This window comes from Pseudomonas batumici, from assembly GCF_036585405.1.
Taxonomy (GTDB): Bacteria; Pseudomonadota; Gammaproteobacteria; order Pseudomonadales; family Pseudomonadaceae; genus Aquipseudomonas; species Aquipseudomonas batumici.
In genome coordinates, this window is record NZ_CP144470.1 from 6,371,044 (window position 1) to 6,393,022 (window position 21,979).

14 protein-coding genes and 1 pseudogene are annotated in these 21,979 nt (G+C 66.0%); 1 reads left to right on the forward strand and 14 read right to left on the reverse strand.

The annotated features are described in order from the left end of the window. Window positions 1-22: 22 nt before the first annotated feature. From NUH87_RS29375 to NUH87_RS29435, 13 genes are all read right to left on the reverse strand, one after another. Window positions 23-1,873, reverse strand: a complete 1,851-nt coding sequence (locus NUH87_RS29375) for a hypothetical protein (protein ID WP_338523778.1) — start codon at window positions 1,871-1,873, stop codon at window positions 23-25. Between the two features lie 14 nt (window positions 1,874-1,887). Next, entirely contained in the window at window positions 1,888-5,595 is a 3,708-nt protein-coding gene (locus NUH87_RS29380) for a hypothetical protein (RefSeq protein ID WP_338523779.1), read from the reverse strand. Next, complete coding sequence (locus NUH87_RS29385) at window positions 5,592-6,449, reverse strand: hypothetical protein (protein ID WP_338523780.1); 858 nt, start codon at window positions 6,447-6,449, stop codon at window positions 5,592-5,594. The genes NUH87_RS29380 and NUH87_RS29385 overlap by 4 nt, the downstream gene beginning before the upstream one ends. Next, on the reverse strand, window positions 6,446-7,939 hold the full coding sequence (locus tag NUH87_RS29390) for a hypothetical protein (RefSeq protein WP_338523781.1): 1,494 nt from the start codon (window positions 7,937-7,939) through the stop codon (window positions 6,446-6,448). The genes NUH87_RS29385 and NUH87_RS29390 overlap by 4 nt, the downstream gene beginning before the upstream one ends. Then, window positions 7,936-12,492: a DUF6603 domain-containing protein gene (locus NUH87_RS29395; RefSeq protein WP_338523782.1), complete on the reverse strand. Its 4,557-nt coding sequence runs from the start codon at window positions 12,490-12,492 to the stop codon at window positions 7,936-7,938. The genes NUH87_RS29390 and NUH87_RS29395 overlap by 4 nt, the downstream gene beginning before the upstream one ends. Window positions 12,493-12,523: 31 nt before the next feature. Next, window positions 12,524-14,680 (reverse strand): ComEC/Rec2 family competence protein, encoded by a 2,157-nt coding sequence (locus NUH87_RS29400; protein WP_338523783.1) that lies wholly within the window; start codon window positions 14,678-14,680, stop codon window positions 12,524-12,526. 1 nt (window position 14,681) lies between these two features. Next, complete coding sequence (locus NUH87_RS29405) at window positions 14,682-14,945, reverse strand: phosphopantetheine-binding protein (protein WP_338523784.1); 264 nt, start codon at window positions 14,943-14,945, stop codon at window positions 14,682-14,684. 13 nt (window positions 14,946-14,958) lie between these two features. Beyond that, window positions 14,959-15,699: an SDR family NAD(P)-dependent oxidoreductase gene (locus NUH87_RS29410; RefSeq protein ID WP_338523785.1), complete on the reverse strand. Its 741-nt coding sequence runs from the start codon at window positions 15,697-15,699 to the stop codon at window positions 14,959-14,961. Further along, window positions 15,696-16,988: a beta-ketoacyl-[acyl-carrier-protein] synthase family protein gene (locus NUH87_RS29415; protein ID WP_338523786.1), complete on the reverse strand. Its 1,293-nt coding sequence runs from the start codon at window positions 16,986-16,988 to the stop codon at window positions 15,696-15,698. Before NUH87_RS29415 ends, NUH87_RS29410 begins: the two co-directional genes overlap by 4 nt. Then, a complete protein-coding gene (locus NUH87_RS29420; protein ID WP_338523787.1) occupies window positions 16,981-17,385 on the reverse strand; it encodes a 3-hydroxyacyl-ACP dehydratase FabZ family protein in 405 nt (134 codons plus the stop codon). The genes NUH87_RS29415 and NUH87_RS29420 overlap by 8 nt, the downstream gene beginning before the upstream one ends. A 121-nt stretch (window positions 17,386-17,506) precedes the next feature. Then, the gene (locus NUH87_RS29425) at window positions 17,507-18,109 is read right to left on the reverse strand and encodes a hypothetical protein (protein WP_338523788.1); all 603 of its coding nucleotides are present in this window, start codon (window positions 18,107-18,109) and stop codon (window positions 17,507-17,509) included. Window positions 18,110-18,122: 13 nt separating this feature from the next. Further along, window positions 18,123-18,491: a hypothetical protein gene (locus NUH87_RS29430; RefSeq protein ID WP_338523789.1), complete on the reverse strand. Its 369-nt coding sequence runs from the start codon at window positions 18,489-18,491 to the stop codon at window positions 18,123-18,125. Window positions 18,492-18,527: 36 nt separating this feature from the next. Continuing rightward, window positions 18,528-20,183: a M64 family metallopeptidase gene (locus NUH87_RS29435; protein WP_338523790.1), complete on the reverse strand. Its 1,656-nt coding sequence runs from the start codon at window positions 20,181-20,183 to the stop codon at window positions 18,528-18,530. Window positions 20,184-20,394: 211 nt separating this feature from the next. Between NUH87_RS29435 and NUH87_RS29440 the strand changes: the two genes are divergently transcribed. Further along, window positions 20,395-21,579 (forward strand): sugar transporter, encoded by a 1,185-nt coding sequence (locus NUH87_RS29440; protein WP_338523791.1) that lies wholly within the window; start codon window positions 20,395-20,397, stop codon window positions 21,577-21,579. Window positions 21,580-21,627: 48 nt separating this feature from the next. Here the strand turns inward: NUH87_RS29440 and NUH87_RS29445 are convergent. Continuing rightward, a pseudogene (locus NUH87_RS29445) lies at window positions 21,628-21,836 on the reverse strand (hypothetical protein). Between the last annotated feature and the right edge of the window lie 143 nt (window positions 21,837-21,979).

A 21,979-nucleotide genomic window follows, 5' to 3' on the forward strand; every position in this document is an offset into this window, starting at 1 on the left:
CTTTTGTCGCGGAGGGTTGTCGCTATGACTCTTGAGCAGGGGCCATTTTCGTCTGCGCACTGAATATGGGCGCGGCTTGCCCCGCCGTGCTCTGCACCAGCATCGCCAACGGCAGCAGGCCGTTGCTGTCGGCGTTGCCGCTGCGGCTGGTCAGGGTCAGGGCGCCGAACGCACAGGTCAGGGTCGCGGTGCTGTTGTCGCGAAACACCAGGTTTACGCTCAGCCCATTGGTGGTCCAGCTAAAGCCCTGGGAAGCGATGGTGCACTGGGCCACCGTATCGCTACGGCTGAGCGTCCAGGTCCCGGTGTTGCTGACCCGATCGAAGCTGAGCACATTGCTGATCACCGGTCCGTTGCTGCCGCCACTGACCTGGCTGGTGGAGACGAATGTCTGCACATAACCCGGCACACTGTAGATCTGCCGTGAGGTCGAGGCCTGTAGGCCCTGATGGCCGTTCACCAGCAGGTTGACCGGCCCCGGGGTGTTCAAATAAATCTTCTGCGGCCCGGTGACCACTTGATTGTTCAGCGTCTGCGAAACCGCATTGGTCACCGTCCAGTTGCAGTTGACGGGCACATTCGGGTTGGCACCTTCGAACGGCGATACTTGAGGTGTCGCGGTGAAGTTGCTGATCACCGGTGCATTGACCAGCACGGTAACGGTCTGCTGGGCCTGGGCGATCCTGGCGCCGTTGCGGTCGTAGCCATCCAGGGTATAGGTGACCGTGTCGTCCGGCTGCGGGTCGGGCGTGTAGGGGCTGGCACTGGCATCGACGTCTTTTGTGTACGGCGTGCCGTCCTTTGCCCAGGTCAGGGTCTGCCGGGTCAGGGCAAAGGTTTCCCAGACCAGTTGCACCGGCGTGCCTTGCTTGATCACGCTGGGCGACAGGCTGATGAAGCGGGAAATGCCCGGCTGCGGTTTGACCTTGACCAGTGCCACGGTCTTGTAGCCGTCCTTGTAACCGGGGATGTTGTTCCATTGCAGGTAGGCCAGGGTGGTACCGACCGCCAGTTGGGTGACGATGCTGCCCAGCATGAACTCGAAACTGGCGGCTTCGCCAGTGCCGAGAATCTCCTTGTTCTTCAGTTGGTCGGGTGTCAGGGTCCAGCTCGGCGTGCCCTGGGTATTGGGCGTGACGGACCAGAGATTGCCGTAGTCCTGTACTGTCTGCCGGGTGAAGTTGATGGCCCGTCCTGGTGAGGTCAGGGCGCCGGCACCGTCACCCTTGCTGGCATAGACGAAGGACAAGGTAAAGGTCGGTGTCTTGCTGCCCCAACTGACATCGGCGGGAACGATTGGCGTATCCGGCGACGGGTTGCTGAGGCGGAACACCAGTGCGCTGGACATCGGCGCATTGGGGTCTACGGTGATGTAGACGCTGTTGCCTCCGGTGACGGCGAAGTCGATGTTCAACGGCAGTAACTTGCCGGGATCGTTCTGCGCCAGCACCGGCAGTTGCACCGAGTCGCCGTCGAGCGTGAACCAGCAGTCGATGCCCACCTGGCGCGGCCCTGGCAGCCCGCTGAGGTTGACCCCGGTCAGGGTGATGACCCGCTTGCCCCCGGACTTGAAGGTGTCGTTTTCAGCCTGCGCCAGGCACCAGACCTGGCCTTGCGGGGTGGTTTGGGACTTTGACGTCCAGCCCGGACAGCTCACCTGCACCGAGGCCGGATCGCTGACCAGCCCCCCGAGAAACAGGTAGAGCAGGGCGCTGCCGCCACTGGCCTGATCCTCGCCGATGGGCGGGCTTCCTGCCAGCGACAGGTCCGCGCCGCTGCTGTTGGTCAGGGTGAGGGTCAGTGTCTGGGACTGGCCCAGATAGGCGACCGGTTTGCCTTCCGCGTTGGCGATGCTGTAATCGATTCCTGCCATGAACTGTCGCTCCGTTAACCGTTATCGCGCATCAGGCGCAGCCAGCCTTCTTCGATCCGTTGCGGCGAAACCAGGGTCGCTGTCGACACCGCCGCACCCGGCACTTCGCTGGTCCAGCCGGTGCCGCCCGGCTGGCGTGTGACCCACTGCCAGGAAAATCCGTTTTCCTGCGGGACCGGGACCGGCATCGCCGTGCCTCCGCCGACCATGGGCGTCGTCAGGAAGGTCACCGCGATGCGGTCCAGCGCCGGCTGCCACTGGGCGCGAGGGATGGAAATGGTCTTGACCGGGACGATGCCCGCCGTGGCATTCACCGAGCCATGAGGGTCCATGAGCATGGTCAGGGCCAGGCCGTCGCCGGTGTTTGATGCGGCCACCGGGGTCAGTGCGGTTTTGTTGATGTCTACCGGCGCAACGCCGCTGTCACCCACCGCCGCCGGCGAATAGAAGCGGGTCCACTGGGTGTCGCTGCCGTCCTCGACGAAGTAGCCCGCGAGGCCGTCGTCGTAGAGTCCCAGGTCGCCCAGGCGTACCGGGAAGCGCACGTTGCCGATGCCGGCGTTGGAGCGTTGCTGGCTGGGTTTCAGGTTGAGGTCGCTGGCGAAGGCCTGCCAACTGCCGTCGGCAGCGGGCTGGCCTTGCAGCTCCAGGCGCAGCGCGGCACGCACCACCGCCAGCGGCCGGCCGATCAGCACGCTCAGACTTGGATCGGCCGTGGGTGCCGACGGCCCGCTGGCACCGCTGGCCTGATCGAGGGTGGCGAGCAGGGCGGTGAGGAACGACAGCCCCTGCGGCTGGTTGTAGACGGCCCGGACGAAGTTGGCCAGGTAGGGGTTGATCGACGCCATCACCTGATCGAACGGCCGGGTCCAGTTGCTGCTGCCCGGTGCTCCCTGCCAGCGCGGACCGAGGGTGTTGAGGGTGCCAATGGGCGAACCGTCGCTGCCGTAGATGCTCAGGCAGTCATCGAGGTGATTGAACAGCACCCAGCCGCAGATGGGCGCCGGGCTCTGATCGGAGCATTCGGCCTGGCCGTCCAGCGCACTGAGCCAGCGAAATTGCAGGCGTGCCGGTTGGGTCAGGCGCGGCGGCAGGACGATCTTGCCGTCGTCGGAGACGCTGCCATCGGCCAGCCGGCGCTTGAGCCGCTGAGCGATGATCGCCGTCGGCGCGGGTATGTCCACGGCCTGGCCGTAGGCGCCCACCAGGCGCAGCCGGCTGATTCGCAACTCGCCGCAGCGCAGCGGGTTGAAACCGTTGTTCGGTGCCGGCGAGGCGACGTTGGAGCCGTTGATGGCCGGCGCCACCTGGTTGTTGGTGAAGTTGCGCACGATCAGCGACGGGCTGAGGGCATCGACCACCGGCAGTTGCAGGGTCTGGCTGCGCATCAGCAGGCCCTGGTTGAAACCGTTCAGACTCTGGGCCATGGCTTGCAGGTCGAGTTGTCCGAGGATGCTCTTGAGTGCCTTGGCGTTGGGGTCGTCCGGGTAATTCTTGAGGTAGGTCTCGATCTGCGATTGCAGGTTGAGTTCGGTGCGTCCGGCAAGGGTCAGGGTACCGGAGTAGGTCTGGAACGTCGGGTCCGGTTGCAGGTTGGGGTTGGCGTCGAAATCCAGGCCGTCCTTGTCCAGGGTGAAGGCGCCGGTGACCGCATCGGCGGCGTAGCTGGCACCGTTCTCGCCCTGGCCGACGCGATGGTACGGCGAGAACATGACCTCCCAGTTGAGGAAGGTCGGCAGCCATGGCTGTTCCCAACTGTTCAACCCGACCGGCGAGGGCGGCGTGCCTTGCAGTACGACCGGCGCGTTGCTGTCACCGAGCAGTCCGTTGTTGCCGAGCCTGGCCTGGCCAAGGACGGCCTGTTGGGCGCTGGCGATCTGTTGCTGCAATTCGTCGGGGGCCACCGCGGTGAGCAATTGCCTGCTGTTGCCGACCTGGAACTGTCGGGCCAGGTCAGGGGCGCGCAACGGATCGAGGGTCAGGGATTCGGCCAGCAGCGCGTCCAGCTCCGGCGGGTAGCTGGCGCCCTCGGGGGCGGCGGCCAGGCGGACGTTGGGGGCAAGCACGCTGCCGTGGACTTTCAGGCTGTTGACCAGTTGGCTGCCGACCCGGCAGCTCAGCAGCCCGTCGGGGTGGAAGCGTCCGTCGCCGCCATGGCGGGCGGAGGCCTGGGTGGTCGGGCGTCCGGCCAGCAGGATCACCGGGTCCGCCGGTTGCCAGTAGCGTGCCGCCGAGGCCGGTTTGATCTCCCAGGTGGAGCCCAGGCTGGTCCTCAGGGCGGTCAGCGCATTGCTGACCTGCCCCTGGAGGGTGGCGATGCTGCCGGTGCTGGTGCGCGTACCGTTCAGGGCGTTGATCGTCGCCAGGTCATAGCTGGCCAGGAAGGCTCGAGCCTGGTCGGCGGTGACATTGGTCGGGTTGGCCTTGTTGAACTGCAACAGCATGAACTTGGCCCAGTCGACGAACAGTTGCTGGCGCAGGCCGTCGAGGTCGGCGCTCTGGCCGTCTAGGGTGCGTTGCAGGCGGTTGATCTGCTCCAGCGCGGTGGCGGCGGCAACCGGCAACTGGCCGTTGGTGCCGTCCGGATTGGCGCCCGGCGTGGTGACCTGACGGGCCACCCACACCGTACCACCGGGGAAGGCGGCGAAGCCGGACTGGTGCACGGCCTCGTCGGCGGCGGCGGCGCCACCGACCTTGCCCAGCTCATGCAACATGCCCTGTTGGAACACATTGAGCAGGGTTTCCAGGTCGGCAACGTTGGGGTTGCGCGCCTGGATCAGCGCCGAGACCGCCTCGGCGGTGTTGTCGGCGATCACCACATCGATGCCGGCGGCGGTCGGTGGCGTTAGCCAGGCCCGTTGCGGATCCCAGCTCAGGCCGCTGAGCTGGCCGCTGCAGACCGTGCGGTCGGGCACCTCGGCGGTGTTGCTCACGGCCCAGTCGAGGGTCTGGGCGATATAGGCCTGGCGCGCCTGGACGGTGGTGGCGTTGTCCGGGTAGACCAGGGTTGCCAACGGGTCGGCGCTGCTGTCGGCGTACCAGCCGACCACCGAATACGACAGCGGTGTCTCGGCGGTGAAGGCCTTGGCGTCGTCATCGTCCAGCGGGTCCCAGAACGAGAACACGTTGGAACAATGTGGGTAGGCCGCGGCATAGGACGGCGTGCCGTAGCCGACCGTGGTGTTGCTGCTGGCGTAGGTGGTTGCCTTGCGCCCGGCCCAGTCGGCCTGGCGGTAGACCCTGCCTTGGAACAGGTAAGGCTGCTGTACACCGGTGACGTCGGGGGTGACCGGTACCGCCCGCGAGTAAGCGTTCTGCGGGAGGGTCTGGTCCTGGCTCTGTTGCAACTGGTCGCTTTCGATCACCCACGCGGTCTGCACGGTGCTGCCGTTGGCGTTGCCGCCGGCGATGCGGGTCACCAGCCAGAGGTTGGGGGCCTGGTGAAAGCCCACCTTGCCCGAGCCGTCGGTGGCGCCGCGGGCGAGGCTGTCAGGCAGGGCCCAGTGCAGGTGGATGCCGGGCTGCATGGCATCCAGGCCATTGACCGAGTCGAATGGGCGAGGCAGCAGCTCCTGCGCCAAGTAAGGCCCCACCGCCTTGCTGGTCGGTATCAATGCGAAGTCAGTGGCTACCGCGGCAAAGCCGTTGACGGCGGCGGCGTCGGGCTTGCCGATCACCAGTGCGGTAACGTCGATGGGAACGATCAGGCCGGTGTCGCTCATGACGAAACTTCCTTGTCGGTATTTTCGAAGCGGACCGCCTGGACGCCCTCGACCAGTTCGAGGGCGAATTCCGCAGGCGTGAAGGGGCGCTGCTGGGCGGTGCCGGGCACCAGGTTGGCGCTGTTGGCGACCAGGGCCGCCTGCAGGGTCTTGGCCAGGTCGGCGATCTTCAGCACGCGCTTGCCGCCGCCCGCGGCGCGGTAGCTCAACTTCACGCTGGCCCCCTCGATCTGCCCGCCGGGCTGGGTCTTGGCCGGGGCGCTGGGAGGGACGGTGACGTAGCGCAGCGATTTGCCGGCCTGTCCGATATCGACGCCGAAGTGCATGGCTTCGGCCGGCTCGCTGATGTCCACGTAGCTGATCTGGCCGGTGGTCATGAACAGCAGCACCGTGGGCGACAGCTGTTCCTGACGCAGCACCGCGTCCAGGCGATGGCCGGCGGCGTCGTAGGCACGCACTTCGAGGCCCGGCCAGCCGGTGACCACGTTGGAGCGCAGGACGAAGCCGCTGACCGTGGCGGTGGGCGACACCGCCGCGTACAGCCGCGCCACCAGTTGCGCGTCGATGCCCGCTTCCAGGGTGCAGGAGCGACCGATGCTGGTGGCGCCTTCGAGCAGCGCATTGATCCAGTTGGGGTCGAGCACGAAGAAACGGATCGACTCCGGCGGCAGCATGGCTTCGTCCGGCACCAGGTAGCCAAATGGCAGGCCCTTGAGAACGGCGAGTTTGCCCAACCACTGGGTGATTTCGCCGGGCACCGGATCACTGGCAGGGCCCGCGCTCAGCAGGGCGGGGCGGGCAAGCAGGGTTTGCAGGTTGAGGAACTGACTGTTGCGCTGGGCGAGCCGGGTCATTGCGGATTCTCCGATGGGTTGGCGGAGCGGGCACACTCGGCCGCCAGGGACTCGGCGATCAGACCGATGGCCAGATGACGCAGGCCGGTCGGGCTGGAGGGCTCGACGGCGACACCGCGTAGCGCCGAGGTGGGTGCCACCGAGGCTTGCAGGCGCAGGTTCAGCACCTGGGTTTCGCTGCTCTGGGCCAGTTTGCGCGCCTCGCTGCGTTTCCAGGCATAGAGGGTGCTGGCGTACAGGCTGCTTTGCAGCGCCAGGCCGCGACCGATCTGCCAGGCGGCGGCGTAGGTGACGTCCATGAGCCCCGTGGCCGGATCGAACTGCACCGCCTGGTCGGCCACCACCAGCGGCTGGCCGGCCGGCGGCGGGACGATCACCGCCGATGAGGTGAATGGCAGCAACGGGCCGCGGAACCAGGACACGGTGGTGTCACCCAGGCGGGTCTGGTGGTTCATGGCCGTGTAGCCCATGGCGAAGGCGTCGGCCACGGTCTGTTGCGCGCTGCCGCTGGCGGCGGCGGGGGCCGGGTGCCTGAGCGGCGCGCAATCCAGGGCGTTGAGGTAACCGCTGAAGGTTTCGTTGGGGTCCACCGAGGTGAACTTCCAGTTGGCCAGTGAGACCAGTCGCAGCGTCTGCGCCGTGCCGCCGGCGGCAAGGGTCAGCGGCGCGGCGGTTTCGCCGTCGCCGGTGGGCAGGAAGTGCGCCAGGCCTTCCAGAGAGACCAGGTGCACCACGCACTGACGGTTCGGCGCCGGCAGGCGGTTCCCCACCACCACCGAGAACGAGCCTTCCTGTTCGGCGTCATCCTCTGCCTGTTTGCTGCTCAGCGACACGCGGCGGGCGTGGGCCAGCCAGTCGAGTTCATCGAGGGTCGGGGCGATGGCGGCGAACAGGTCGGCCGGTACGTCGATCACCTGGCAGGCGTCCCACCAGTTCTCGCCGCTGGCCAGGGTGAAGGCCGGCGCGCCATCGAGCAGGGCGTAGCCATCCGGGTAGCTGGCGGTGGTCGCCGGCAGGCTGCTGGTGGACAGCTTGCCACCTTTGGCGTCATCGGCGCTGCGGGCGAACGGCTGCCGTTGCAGGTCGCCGGCCAGCACCGATTGCAACGGCGGTGCTTCGTCGGTTTCGAACAGCAGTACCGCCAGCCACGAGGCGTTGTCCGCCGCCAGTTCCGGCGAGCGCTCCCAGGGCAGGGTGCGGCGGGCGAGGATCACATGGGGCAGGACGTTCTGGTACTCGCCCTGGTTGTCGTTGGGCGGGAAACACACCACATCGTTCTGGTTCAGGCTGAAGCGGTCGCCGCGCACGGCAAACTTGCGGACGTTGACGAAGGCCTCGTCGAAGGCCGCAGCGGCGCCGGCGCTGGTGTCGGTGTTCTTCAGGTGCTGGGTGACGGTGATGCTGTAGTTGCCGGCCGTCAGGGGCGGCAGCCAGTGCGCGACGAACTGGACGGTGCCGTCGCTCAACGGCGTGGTCAGGGCGTTGGTCATGGGCGGGCGGCTCCGGAAGGGGACGAAACGGGTTGCGCACCGAGCACCGACAGGACCGGGGCGTGGAGCAGGGTGTCGGCGGCGTGCTGCGCCAGTGCGCTGACGTTGATGCGGCTGGACACCGAGAGGCCAGCGTCGGCCAGTTGCGCGAGAATCGCCGAACGAGTGGCATCGACCTTGATGTCGGTGAGGGCCTTGGTGAACACGGGCATGGTGTCGTCCTCGTCGTAACCGGTGGCGGTGGGCACCGTCGGGGTTGGCCAGAAAACGCTGCGCGGGTCGCCAAGCTCCTCGCGCAGTACCTTCAGGTCGATCGGCAACGGTGTCACATCGGGATTGTCTTTCTTCGCCGTGATGCTCAGGCCGGTCAGGGCGTCGGGGATGGCGCGCTTCTGCGGGTCATTCAGGTTGCTCAGGCTCGGGTCCAGCGCCATGCTGGTGGACCAGGTGGCTGACGGCAGGTTTTCTTGCACCGGGCTGACATCCACGCGAATGTCCTCGGCACTCATTTCGCCGTTGAGCTTGCTGATCACCACCGTGTGGGTGGAGACGAAGTCGCTGTCGCTGACCCCCACCGGACCGACACCGAAGGCGGTGTTCTGCGCCGAGATATCCTGCTGCGCGCCGGAGCCGGTGTAGCTGGCCTGCTTGCTCGGCAGCGCGCACCAGGTGGTCAACTGGAAGCGTTCCGGGTCCAGCACCCAGTCCATGCCGTCCTGGCCGGCGAGGTCCTTGAGCAGCCCGTTGGCCACCCGCACCAGGCAGACCGAATCGGTGCGCTGGATCGGTGTGCTGTCGCCGAGGTTGGAGGGCAATGCCGCCAGCAGCAGTTCATGGGGCTGGTTTTTCGGCGCGCTGCCGCCGCCAGGCAGGAACGAACTCTTGAAGTCGCTCCACTGGATCGGCTTGATCTCGTTGTTGTTACTGGCGCCGAAGCTGATGGTGATGCTGATGACGTACAGGTCGGCGGTGGCGGTTCCGGCGAAGTCCGGTCCCCAGAGGTGGATCTGCACGCCGACGTGGACGCTGACGGTGAACGAGGTAATGCCCAGATCGACCTTGTACGAGGCGCCGAGGCTGATGCCGATGTCGGCGTCATAGTGAAACGGCTTCCAGCCCAGCAGAAAGTCCACCCAGGCCTTGAACCAGGCGCGCAGGTCGCCGCTCTGCCAGACCGCTTCGAGGCTGCCGCCGGCCATCACCGCCGAAGGCACCAGGGCAAAGTACAGGCCGCCCTTGACCGTCAGCTCCGAGGTGACGTTCCAGTTGAAGCCCAGTCGCGGCACGTCCGGATACCAGTCCGGCTTGCTGAACGCCGGGTGGTAGCCACCGAGGGACACGACGAAGTCGCCGGCCTTGTAACCGTAGGGATTGTCCGGGTTGTCCTTGGTCCAGGCCGCCACGGCGAATCCGCCGGTGAGGTGGCAGTCCTTCGACAGGATGAAGGAGTTGGTGGTCAGCTGCGCGCCGAGGAACAGTGTGCCGCGGTTGAAGTTGTAGTCGGCCTTGAGCACCAGCTCGGCGTAGCCGATGGGCGAGGAGGTGTTCGGCGGCACCGACACCGTGGCCAGTCCCAGAAGGGCCACTTCGAACTCGTTGCCCAGCTTGCCGGTGGCCAGCAGAAAGCCCTTGATCATCTGGAATGAAGCGGCCCGCACACCGACGGCAATGAAGTATTCGCCGTAGGAGGGCGGCACGTAGTCGTGCATCACCTTCAGCGCCTGGGCGGCGTCCTTGCCGGCGAACGGAGAGCCGCCGTTGACCGCGGCGATCAGCGGCATCTGTCCGAGCTTGTCCAGCCCGGGGATGATCAGGTCACGGTTGAAGCCGAAGCCCGCCGCCACCGCATCCACCTGCAGGAACGGCGGGCCGCCGATCGGCGCAGCCAGCACGGCATAGGCGAACAACGACGGCGAGCCGTTGAGCGAAGCATAGGAACCCAGCGCCGAGAGCTGGAACTGCGGCACCTTGAGCATCAACTGGCCGTCGTATTCGATCAGTTCGTTGCCCTTGTCGTCCTCGGTCACCACCTTCAGCAGGCCGCCGGAGATGCTGACCGCATCGTTGCTGAAACCGACGAACAGGCCGTCGAGGCTGGCGCCATCGGGTATCGGCGGCAGCACCGGACGGAAGGCGATGCTCGCGCCCATCAGGTCGATCTCGATGCCGCCCATGGCGAAGCCGCCATCGAGCATCAGCCAGACGCGCTGTTCGCGGTAGGCGACACCGACACGGCTCAGGCTGATCGGGCCGAAGCTCTTCTGCACGTTGACCCACTTGCCCTGGGCCTTGGCGGTGCCGGCCGGGGTCGGGGCGCCGAGCGGGGCATTGGCGGCAGGCGCATCGCCGAGCAGTGCCGGTTTTGGCTTCGACGGTTGGGCGAAGGCCAGTTGCAGTGGCTTGGCCGCCTTGCCGCCGAGCATCAGGTTGGCCGAAAGCACCACCCGGCCTTCGGCGCTGAGGGCCGGGACCTGCGGCTGGCCGCTGGGGATCACCGCGTTGACGGCGGTGATTTCGTCGGGTGTGAACAGGCCCGAGGCGATCACCAGGCTCATGCCGTCCAGACCGATCTGCTGGATAGACGACAACGTGTCGCCGACCACCGGCAATTGCGAGATATCGGCCTCGACAGCGATGTCCACCACCGCCGCGTAGATTCGTCCGGCCTTGTCCGTGGGCACGCTGACCAGGCTGACCGCGACCTTGTCGGTGCTGGCGGTGAACACCAGTTGCGACTTGTTGAAGTCGTAGGTGAAGGACGCCATGGTCAACTGCGGCAGCAGCTCGGCCGGCACGCCGGACAGGTCGACGGAGAACGTCTGCGCCAGGTCGGTGAGGAGCAGGGTCTTGCCCGGCGTGGGCACCAGTTCGGCGCGCAGGAGCTTGACCTTGGCGTCCTGGGTGAAGGTGACCTTGAAGGTGGCAGGGCCGATCACCACGCTGCCGTTGAAGTTGCCCTGCCAACGGGTGTCGGGTTTCGACAATTCCAGGTTGATGCTGAAGTCCAGTGGCGTGCCGGCGATAGGGAAACTGCCCTGGCACGCGAACGTGAACTTCGACGTGCTGGTATCGAGGCTGGCCGCGAGGTTCTGCAGGGTGAATTCGCTGAGGGCGGCGGGGCAGGTCACGTTGAATTTCGAGGCCACATCGCTGATCAGTTGGCCGATGGCGATAGTCTGGCCATAGGCGGTACTGCCCGCGATCTGCCAGCCCTTGTCGTAGCCGGCCTCGACCAGGATATCGACACCGCCCAGCGTCAATGCGGCGCTCATGCTGCCGGTGGTGGCGTCGGCGCTCTTGTCGATTTTCAGGCTGACCGTGTTCAGGGCAAGTGGACCCGCGCTGAAGACGTCCTGCATGCCCAGCGAGAAACTGTAGCTGCCCTCGGAAGGCACGGTGTCGAAGGCCAGCTGGGTGACGACGGTGTCGGGGAAGCCGGTGGCATCGCCGAGGTATTCGATGACTACATCGCGGATCTTCACCGGTGTCTTCGGCGACAGTCCGCCGCCCAGTTGCAGCGGCGGCACCGAGACCGCCAGCAGCAGGTCGGCGGGGACTTTGTTGAAGGTGAAGGGCAGGGTGGCGGCGACGCTGGCCGCGAGCAACTGGCGTTGTTGCCAGTCGAAGGCGATCTGTACATCGTTGAGTACCAGGTTCGCCAGCGGCAGTTTCGCCACCGCCTCGGTCACCGTCGCGGCGGCGGCATCACCGGCGATCAGGCCGGCGAGGGCGGCCAGGGCTGGCTGGCGATTATCGTTGGCGCTGACGGCGATGGTCACCAGGCTGCTGCCGTTGAGCGTGACACTGACGGACCAGGGCTGGCCGCCGATCAGCAGTGAGCCGCCGATGCTGGCGCTGAGACTGGTGATCGTCTGATCGATCTCGGTCTTGGTGTCACTGGTCAGGGTCACCCAGGCGCCGGTCAGGCTCGGTCCGCCCTGGACCAGCGACCAGTCGCCGTTGACCCCGGTGGTCACCGAGCACTGGGTGTCACTGTCGCTGTCGTAGCGGGCCTGCACCTGGATCTGGCTGAAGGGCATGTCGGTGAACAGCGGCAGGTCCGCTGGCAGCCAGCCGCCGAAGCGATTGCTGAAGGCGAAGTTACCCACCGCCAGCAGCGGCAGATGGCTGTTCGGCTGGCTCAGTTGCAGGACCAGCGCGGCGTCATCGTTGAGGCTACCGGAAAGGCCGATCACGCTCTGGCCGACGGTGACGCTGGCGACACTGCTCAGGCTGGCACTGACGGGCTGGCTCTGGGCGGTCTGCGTGAAGGTCAGGGTCAACTGGCTGATGGCCGCGTTGGCACCCAGGCCGTTGAGCAGCCAGTTACCGCTGGGGCTGCCACTGAGGGTAAAGCTGCGTGGCCAGTCGCTGCCCGGATCGTTGATGCTGGCGCTGGCCAGGGTGACCTCGCAGGTGCCGAACAAGGTGTCCAGCGCCGTGATCCCGGTGGTCCCGGCACTCAGCACGAGGCTGCCACCGGCATCGATTTTTTGCTTGAGCAGGGCCTGCAACTGGCTCAGGTCCTGCGAAACGGCATTCATGGCGGTCATGCGAGTTGCCTCCAGGAAAGATCGGTCCGCCTCAGGAAAGGTTGTCCTGTACGTCCTTGTTGGCTGATGCCTTGTAGTAGCGGACGGTGAACAGCGGTTCGCCGCCACTGAGTGCTTCACGTAGGGCAGTGATGGCCGCAGCGGGGTCGATGTTGACCGTGCCCAGGGCGACGCGTAGCGCTTCTACGCTCGTCTCCAGCTTGCCGTTGCCACACAGAGCACCGGCTGCCGCCCCTGCCGCCACGCCCAGTGCGGTACCGCCGCAGGCGAGGGTGAGGGCATGGGCGACCAGTTGCGGACTTGGGTTGGGGGCGGCGAGGGCCGGGCGGGTGTAGCACAGGGCGAGATCGTCCACGGCCTCGCCGGTGCCCACGCAGGCCTGCTCGGCCAGGCTGATGGCCTGTGCGGCCAGGGTCTTGGCCTGTTCCTCGCTGCCCGCGGCACGTATCTGCTGGGCCGTGTTGGCGGCATTGGTCGCCAGGGTGGTGATCCGCGCCGCGCGATTGTTGAGAATGTCCCGTGCCTGGGCGGCCGCATCGGTTGCCGCCTGCGCGGCGGCGGCATAAGGCCCCATGGGCACCCGCGCGTTGACCAGGGTGTAGGCGGCGGCGAGGCCGTCGATGCTGGCCGGCAGCGCGGACAGTCCGGCCAGCACACCGGGGAAGGCGGCATTGGCGGCGGCGGCGACCTGCACCGCGGCAGCGGCGCACTGGTAGACCTGCTGCTGGTTGCCGGCCTTGGGCAGCTGTTTCTCCTGTTCGTCGATCACGTCACGCCAGGCTTCGAGGTCGCTCGGCATCGCTGACATATTGGCGATGTAGTCGCTCTTGACGCCCCCAGCGGTCTTGCAGCGCAAGGTCCACAAGGCATTGGCCATGTCGCGGCTGGCCTGGGTGTCCACCAGTGCCCGTACCGTATCCACCAGCGTGCCCTTGACCGCGGCTTCGGCGGCGGCGCGGGCCCGGTCGGCGATATCGCTGCCATCCCGTGCCCGGGCGGCGATCGCCGCGACCGCCTGGACCCCGCGGTAGGCGCTGCCGGGGAAATTGCGATTGTTGACGGCCTGGGTTTCGCTGACGTCCACCCGCACATGGCCGGGGTGGCGCCTGGAGTTGGGGTCCCCCGCCACCTGACCGAGGGTGACGAAGTGGTTCTCCATGTTCTCGTCGGTGTCGTAACCGGTGAAATAGCTGCGACGTGGCCGGTAGATTGGCGATGGTGGCAAGGGCGGCAATACCGCGCCGTCATTGCGGGCGTAGCCGTTGAGCACGTTGACCGTGGCCGCTGCCGGGTGGCGGTGCTGGTTGTCGGTGCCGTTGGAGACCATCACCGCCAGTGGGCGCATACGTTGGAGGAATTCCGCCGAGCTGGCGGTGCTGGCACCATGGTGACTGGCCTTGACCACCAGGACACGGCCGGCGGCGTTGTCCGCCGGGTTGGCGAAAGTGCCGATCAGGGCTTCCTGGGGATCTTCGATATCGCCGCCGATGTAATAGCTGAAATCGCCGAAGCGCAGCAGGAATGCCAGGCTGGTGGCGTTCTCCGCATCGCCCAGCCCGGCCGGGGCACGGAACGAGGCCTGACCGTGGCGCTTTACCCACTGGTTGCAGGCGATGCAGGTCAGGGTCGGCGCGTGGGCGCCGGTGGCCTGGAGGATTTCCGCCTGGTCGCTGTCGATCAACCACTGCGGCGCCTGGTTGATCGCCCGAGTTACTTGGAAGGCCGAGTCGCCGGGAGGGATCGCCGGGCTGCCGTCGCGGTTGACCATGCTCAGAAGAATGCCGGGGGAGACGTCCGCGGCTTTCACCGCGCGGGTAATCCGACGGCGGTCGGGTCCCAGGTTGATCGCTCGCAGGTATTTTTGGTACAGGGAGTCGGGCCCCAACGCGGGCCAGCCGCGGTCGTAGATCCGCACATTGTCGTAGGTGGTGACATCCCTCTCGAGCAATGCCACCAGCCCGCCGAGGTGGTCACTGTCGTAGTGGGTGGCGACCATGGCATCGACGCTGGCCAGCCCGGCCTTGATGACATAGGCGTGCACGTCGTCGGCCGCGTCCTGGTGACCGCCGTCGATCAATACCGAACGAACCCGCTCGCCGGCGGGGTTGTTCGGGTTGCGAGCGACGATCAGGGTTGCGTCGCCAGACGTGCGCACGTCGATGTGGTGGATCTCCAGTGACCAGGCCATGTCAGCTCCTCGCCCTGGCGAGCACGGCGCCGGTCAGGGTGTCGATCAGCGCGTCGATGTTCGCCGACTGGTTCAGTCGCTCCACCGGCACCTTGACCTGCAGCTCGCGCATGGCGTCGGAGACGATGGTGATGATGTCCAGGCTGCTGGCGCCCAGGTGGTCGAAGCGCAACTGGGTGTCGATCGGCCCGAGGTCGAGGAACGCCAGCGCGGCCTCGGTGTGCTTGAGGACTACCTCGCGAACTTTGTCGTGGATTGCTTGCATGGCTGGCTCCTTGTCATGGCACCCAGTTCAGGCCACCGGTAAGGTGAATGGCCTGACCGTTAACGAATCCGGCCCCGTCCGAGGCCAGGTAGAGCACCGCCTGGGCCACATCCTGCGGCGTGCCCAAACGGCCACTCGGGCATTGCCCGAGCCAGTGTTCGAAGGTTTTCGGCGGTGCGCTTTCGCGGCTCATGTCGGTATCCACCAGGCCCAACACCAGGGCGTTGGCGGTGATGCCTCGGCGACCGTATTCGCGGGCCAGGGTGGCAGCCATGGCAATCAGTCCGGCCTTGGACACGTTGTAGGCGATCTGCCCGCTCATGCCATGGGCGGCCACCGAAGACAGCAGCACGATGCGCCCGCGGCGCTGGGCGATGAAGCCTGGCAATAGCGCCCGGCACAGGCGGAAATTGCCATCCAGGTTGACGTCCATCACCGCCCGCCAGTCGGCGTCGGGCAGACTCACGGCGAGTTTCGGACGGTTGATCGCCGCATTGCCCACCAGCACATCGATGCCGCCCAGGGCAGTGTCGGCCTGGTCGCAGACCCGGTCGATGGCGGCGGCGTCGGCCAGGTCCAGGCGCAGGGCAATGCAGCGTTGTTCGGGAGCGCTTTGCGCGGCATGGCGCTGCAATGAGTCGGCGGCTTCGGCGTCATGGTTCCAGGTGAAGGCGACGTTATGCCCGGCGGCCAGCACCTGTTCGACGATGCAGCGACCGATGCCGCGGGTGCCGCCGGTAACGAGAAAATTCATGGCTGTGACTCCCAGCGACCCAGGATCGCGACACAGTTGTTGCCGCCGAAGCCGAACGAATTCTTCAGCAGGTAGCGCACCGGGTGGGCCACCGCGCCGCCGGCGCAGACATCGAAGTCCAGTTCCGGGTCCGGATGGTCGAGGTTGATGGTGGGGTGCAGTTGCCCGGCGCGCATTTGCGCGATGGCTGCCACCAATTCCACCAGTGGCGCCGACCAGCAGGTGTGACCGAGCATGGACTTGGGGGCGTTGACTTTCAGGTGTTGCCGATGACTACCGAAGACCCGGCGGATCGAGCGCACCTCGGTGATATCGCCCAGCGGCGTCGAGGTGGCGTGGGCGGAGATGAAGTCGATGTCCTCGGGGCGCAACCGCGCCTCGCGCAGGGCGGCCTGGATGGTGCGCACCTGGCCGTCTTCCTGCGGGCTGGGCTGACGGCTGGCATCGGAGCGCGCCGCCACCGCCAGTACTTCGCACAGTGGTTCAGCGCCACGGGCGAGGGCCAGGTCGGCCCGCTCCAGCACCAGGCAGGCGCCGCCATGTGACGGCACGAAACCCTCGCGGCGTCGGTCGAAAGGCCGGCTGGCCTGTTCCGGGCAGTCGTTGAAGGCGCGCTGACTGACCGCCTGCATCAGTGCCAGGGCGTGCAGTTCCAGTGGCGAGTAATCCAGCACCGGAGCCAGCACCACGACCCGCTCGGCACCGCCGTAACGGATCTCGTTGAGCGCCGCGCGCAGAGCCAGGGCGCCACTGGCGCAGGCACCGCCCACGCTGTAGCCGGGGCCGCGGATGCCAAGCACTTCCGAGGCCACGGCGACATGATCGGTGTCCAGCCCGGCCAGGCCGAACTGCACGTCGATATGGTCGGGGTCGCGCTCGAAGTCGCGAAAGTTGTTGAAGTAGTAGTTCTGGCCGATGTTGTGGCCACCGACTACGATGGCGGTTTCGCCGTCATTCCCCGGTGGCTGTTGGAACAGGCCTGCGTTTTGCCAGGCGCGGCCGGCCATCAGCACCGACAGCGCGGTGGACCAGGGCAGCCGGTTGCTGGTCCGGCGCAGGCGCAGTCGGGCATCGTCAGGTAGGCTGTCGGCCAGCGCGGCCAGGCGCGGGCGTGGCTCGAAACCTTCCATGCTGCCGCCTATTTTGGTGGCGATCTCGCGGTCGAAACCGCTCCAGCGACGAATGCCGGAACGGCCTGCGAGCAGATTGTCCAGCAGGGTGCCGGGGTCTTCGCCCAGCGCCGTAAGGACTGACATACCGGTGACAACGATACGGGGCAGCTCAGACACGACAGCCCTCCATCACCAGTACGGTGCGGACCGCACCCTCGACGCTGATGCGCCCGCCGAAGATGGCTAGCATGCCGTTGTCGTCGAGCATCCTCACCTCGATATCCATCACCTCGCCAGGGCGTACCTGGCCGAGAAACTGGGCTCCGAACACCCGTGTGGCGAGCAGCCCCAGCGGTGCCGCCGGGCAACCGCTGGCCATGTGCAGCAGGCACTGGCCAGCCTGAGCGATGGCTTCGCCCTGCAAGGCGCCGGGGTAGATCGGGTTGCCGGGAAAGTGCCCGGCGAGCACCGGGTCGTCGGGATCGACCCGGCGTTGCGCGCGCAGTGCCTTCTGCGCCGGGTCCCAGTCCAGGACCCGGTCCAGCAGCAGCAACGGCGGCCGGTGCGGCAGCATGCTTTCCAGGGACGGGAAGACAGGGGGGGCAGATGGCTCGCCCCCCCGCTGGATCAATGGGCCCCGCCGCAGCCTTGTCAGCGCGTCGGCTACATCCAGACCAGCGGTGAGGTCCGTCACGTCAAGCCGCCCGTGCCAGGGTCTTGTCCACGGCCTCTTTCAACACCCATTGCAGTTCGGCATCGGCCTGCGGCTTGGGTACTGCGGCCACGGCGCAGGAGGCTGCATTGCGGCAGGCGATGCCGTTGGTTTCATAGCCGGCGAACCAGACCGCCTCGTAGGCCGCGACGGCTTGCAGCGCCGGCTTGACCCCGCCGTTGGCATCGGGCTGGATCATCGCCTTGACCGCGGCACGGTAGCCGCTGACCTGCATGGCGGCCTTCGCCAGCACGCCCTGTACGGCCTTGGCACGGCTCTGGGTCAGCAGCTGATCATAGGCAGCCAAGGCGCTGGTGACGAAGTGATTGCCGGCCACGGCGGTGTCATGGGCGGCGGCGCGCTTGGCGAACTGCACCGCCAGCTCGCGGAATTCCTCGGGGCTGAAGAACTCATCCTGCAGGGCCAGGAACACCTTCACCGACAGAGGGATCTCCAGGGTGGCGAGTACCGGCAGCGGCAATTCGGTGGCTTTGTGAGCGGCGAACATCTGGCGGATGGTCGCTTCAGGGAAGTCATCGCAACGGCTGAGCTGGATCACCCGATCCACGGACATTGTGTAGCTCATGACGGGTTCCTCCTCAGGCGTTGGAAAGGGTATAGGAGACCGTCATGGTGTCCCCTGTGGTGGGGTAGTTCTTGGAGTAGTTGTACGCCGGGGCCGCACCACCGTTGCCGAGGATGTTGGCGGTATTGCTGCCATTCATGGTGAACACCAGGATGAACTGGGTGCCATCCTGGGTCTGGTAGGTGACCTGGCCGTTGGGGGTTTCGCCGTTGGCGACGAACAGCTCCGTAGTGCCAGGCTGTACCTGGGTGATCGGCGTCTTCTGCCAGTTGGCGCCGGTGAGGCTGTACTTTTCGCTGACCAGCCACAGCCTCTGGTTGGTGGTGATGGAACCGGTGCAGATACGGTTAGGGGTTGGGCTACTGCCGCCGCCACTACTCATAAGCGTTCTCCATGATGGCCTTGCTGTGTGGGTGGGTCAGGATGCCGCGGCCAGAAGCGTGCCGGACAGGAACCCTGCTGAGACACGGCTGACTGTGGCCGGCAGGGAGGATAGGGAGGCGGCGTTGGTGGGCCAGGCCACGGCATTGCGCGTGGCGCTCACCGGGCCCTTGGCGGTGGCCGCGGCGAGGAACACGAAGGCTTCGTCGCGCACCGCGCAGTTCAGGTCCAGGGCCGGCGTCAAACCGATGCTGGTGACCGTTTCCAGGCCCTGCCAGTAGCGCGCGGTATTGACCTTGACGTGCTTGAGCGTGTTGCCCTGGGCGGCGAAAACGTGGATTTGTTGGCCCTGGGGCGCGACGCCGGCGGCGATGCAGTCGATCGACGAGCCGGCGCTCAGGCCCAGTTTTTCAGTGACCTCGCTCCAGTTGGCGTCCCAGGTCTGCGCGCCGTTGCGCACGCTGAGCCAGATGCCCTTGCTGCCGGAGGCGAAGACGAACAACTGGCCGCTGACCACCGCGCAGGTGACACGGGTGCAGCCGGTGGGCAGGCCGCTGGAGCCGATGGCGCTGAATGCACTCCAGGTGCCGCCGGCGGGCTGGCTGGCCAGCCAGACCTGGTTGCCGGACAGCGCCGCGACCACCACCACCGAGCCGTAGAGGGTGGCGGCGATATCCGTGACCACGCCCATGGCACCGTTATCCAGCTGCTGCGGACGCTGGCTTTTCCAGTTGCCGACCACCGTGGCCGAGTTGTGGCCGATCACGCCGTTGGCCAAGGTGAGCACGTACAGCCGGCTGGACAGGCTGGTGGTGGCCATGGCTTGGATTGGCGACGGCTGTACCGGTGCCGCGACCGCTTGCACCGGCGACCACTGGCCCTGGTAGTTCTGGCTGGCCAGCCAGGATAGGCCGGTGGTCTGGTGATAGGGCGCGAAGGCCTTGAGCAGTTCGCCATAGCAGACCAGGCAGAAGGCTGCGCCCGGGGTGCGCATCAGGCAGTTCTGGCTGGGCCGATAGATGCCCTTGGCGTAATTGCCACCCCCTTCGAAGGCGCCGATCATCCACGGCTGCCAGCCGCTGGCCGAGGGGTTGGAAGGCAGGGTGGTGTATCCCGGCGTGAGGTATTGCTTCCACTTGAGCGTGTTGCTGTCCGGGCGGAGGGTGGTGAGGTTGGGGCTGCTCGGCTCGCTGTCCGGGTAGTTCTGCGACACGGTGTCGTATTCCACGCCCAGGCCGGCCACCAGGTGGGCGATGGCCCGGGCGAGGATCGTCACGTTGCCGCTGTCGAGGGTGACGGTGCACAGGCTGCCGCCGAAGCTGCCACCGGCGCCAGGGGTGTTGGCGATCACCACCGCCAGGTGCCAGGTGATGCCCGAGGCGTTTACCGCGGTCGAGACCTTGCCGGCATCTGCGGCCAGGCAACCGCCCGGACCGCACGAAGCGGTGCCCAGTGCGCTGTTGCTGGAAAGCCCCGACTGGCTGGAAGCGGTATCGATCTGATAGACATTGATCGCGTCCTGCAGGCGCCATGAGATCGGGATGATCGTACCAAGGCCGGCAATCAGCGTGGCGGTGGCCTGATGGAAGGCACCGAGTTGGCTGGAAGTAAAACCGTCGCCGGTGATGGCGAGGATGAAACGTTTTCCGTCGGCACCGTTGTCGACGATTTTCGTGTACGAAGCCACATCCATGCGAAATACCCTCATCCCTAAGGTCGAGATTCCTACTGGAAAAAGCGAGCTGTCCTACTTCGAGTGCTAGCATACTGCCGTTGTGGTTCAGGGACCGTCAAGGCTATCCGACAAAATTTAATAGGATTCACCTCGGCCGGATTTCCTTTCGGCTGTCCGGCCCATGAGCCACCGGCCAGTTGATCTTCGATAGCGTATGACGGATTTTTAAATGAGTACCCCCGCGACTGAAAACACCGACAACTGGCAACCGGTCATTGCACTGGCATTGGCGGCCTTTGTCTTCAACACCACCGAATTCGTGCCAGTCGGCCTGTTGAGTGCCATCGGCGACAGCTTCGACCTGTCGAGCGCACAGGTCGGACTGATGCTGACGATCTATGCCTGGGTGGTGTCCCTGACATCGCTGCCGGTGATGCTGCTCACCCGAAACGTCGAACGACGCAAGCTGTTGATGGTGCTGTTCGGCCTGTTCATTGTCAGCCATGTGCTGTCCAGTCTGGCCGCGAGCTTTGGCGTCCTGCTGGTGAGCCGGGTGGGGGTCGCCTTGTCCCATGCGCTGTTCTGGTCCATCACCGCGTCCCTCGCGGTGCGGGTGGCGCCTGCGGGCAAGCAGGTGCAGGCGCTGGGCCTGCTGGCGACGGGGACGTCCATGGCGTTGGTGCTGGGGATTCCGCTGGGCCGAATGCTCGGCGAAGCCATGGGCTGGCGCATCACCTTTCTCGTGATCGCGTTGATGGCGGGCGCCCTGGTGCTCTGGCTGGGCAGAAGCCTGCCGCTGCTGCCGAGCCAGAATTCGGGCTCCCTGAAAAGCCTGCCCGTGCTGTTCAAGCGCCCCGCACTGGTGGCGGTCTACGGCCTGACGGCTGCGGTGATCACGGCTCAGTTCACGGCCTATAGCTATCTCGAGCCGTTCATCAAAACCGTGGCCGGCATGAGCGGCGAGGTGGTGACTTTTATCCTGCTGCTGTTCGGCGGTGCGGGGATTTTCGGGTCGCTGCTGTTCAGTCGATTCAATCGGCAATACCCGCAGCGCTTTCTGCTGGTGGCCACCTTGTTGCTGGTGGTGTGCCTGGCTTTGTTGTTGCCCTTGAGCGGCGAGGTGTCGACGCTCGGGGCACTCAGCGTGTTCTGGGGCATGGCGATCATCTGCTTCGGGCTGTCGCTGCAGTCGAAGGTGCTGGTGCTGGCGCCGGACGCAACCGATGTGGCAATGGCGCTGTTCTCGGGGATCTACAACATTGGTATCGGTGGTGGGGCGCTGGTGGGCAGTTGGGTAGGGCGGCAACTCGGGTTTGCCTATGTCGGCGTGGTGGGAGGCGTGTTGGCGGGTCTGGCGCTGGCGTTCTACGGCCTCTCGGTCTATCGCGCCGGCCGGGCCGGGGCGGGGAGCTGAGTCCTGTTTTTGTTGCGCGAACAAAGGGCCGATCTGGTCTCTGGCTTCTTAATGGAGCGTCACAACCCTGCGACTCTCGCCGATCCGGATCCTGTCCAGCGCCCGGTTTAACGCGTCCAGCGCATCGAGGAGTGCTTTTGCCTCGTTCTCCCTGCCATCCCCCAAAGGCGTTCAGCCATTTTGTTCAGGGCCTGGATTGATTTTTCGATATCAGCAGCCGTTGCTGTCGCGGTACCCGCCGGTTTTGTCTTTGGCATTTTTAGAGCTTCAACTGTTAGGGGGGGAGATTGATCATGATCGCCGCTCGGCGAGTTTTCCTACAGATCCTGGTAACGGGTGCTAGTGTTAATTTTCGTGCATGCGGTTCGATTCAAGACTCCTCAAATCACACCGAGTGACT

Bases quoted from the DNA above. Each gene is read 5' to 3' on its own strand.
- NUH87_RS29375 (WP_338523778.1), bottom strand. From the start codon at position 1,873: ATGGCAGGAATCGATTACAGCATCGCCAACGCGGAAGGCAAACCGGTC.
- NUH87_RS29380 (WP_338523779.1), bottom strand. From the start codon at position 5,595: ATGAGCGACACCGGCCTGATCGTTCCCATCGACGTTACCGCACTGGTG.
- NUH87_RS29385 (WP_338523780.1), bottom strand. From the start codon at position 6,449: ATGACCCGGCTCGCCCAGCGCAACAGTCAGTTCCTCAACCTGCAAACC.
- NUH87_RS29390 (WP_338523781.1), bottom strand. From the start codon at position 7,939: ATGACCAACGCCCTGACCACGCCGTTGAGCGACGGCACCGTCCAGTTC.
- NUH87_RS29395 (WP_338523782.1), bottom strand. From the start codon at position 12,492: ATGACCGCCATGAATGCCGTTTCGCAGGACCTGAGCCAGTTGCAGGCC.
- NUH87_RS29400 (WP_338523783.1), bottom strand. From the start codon at position 14,680: ATGGCCTGGTCACTGGAGATCCACCACATCGACGTGCGCACGTCTGGC.
- NUH87_RS29405 (WP_338523784.1), bottom strand. From the start codon at position 14,945: ATGCAAGCAATCCACGACAAAGTTCGCGAGGTAGTCCTCAAGCACACC.
- NUH87_RS29410 (WP_338523785.1), bottom strand. From the start codon at position 15,699: ATGAATTTTCTCGTTACCGGCGGCACCCGCGGCATCGGTCGCTGCATC.
- NUH87_RS29420 (WP_338523787.1), bottom strand. From the start codon at position 17,385: ATGCTGCCGCACCGGCCGCCGTTGCTGCTGCTGGACCGGGTCCTGGAC.
- NUH87_RS29425 (WP_338523788.1), bottom strand. From the start codon at position 18,109: ATGAGCTACACAATGTCCGTGGATCGGGTGATCCAGCTCAGCCGTTGC.
- NUH87_RS29430 (WP_338523789.1), bottom strand. From the start codon at position 18,491: ATGAGTAGTGGCGGCGGCAGTAGCCCAACCCCTAACCGTATCTGCACC.
- NUH87_RS29435 (WP_338523790.1), bottom strand. From the start codon at position 20,183: ATGGATGTGGCTTCGTACACGAAAATCGTCGACAACGGTGCCGACGGA.
- NUH87_RS29440 (WP_338523791.1), top strand. From the start codon at position 20,395: ATGAGTACCCCCGCGACTGAAAACACCGACAACTGGCAACCGGTCATT.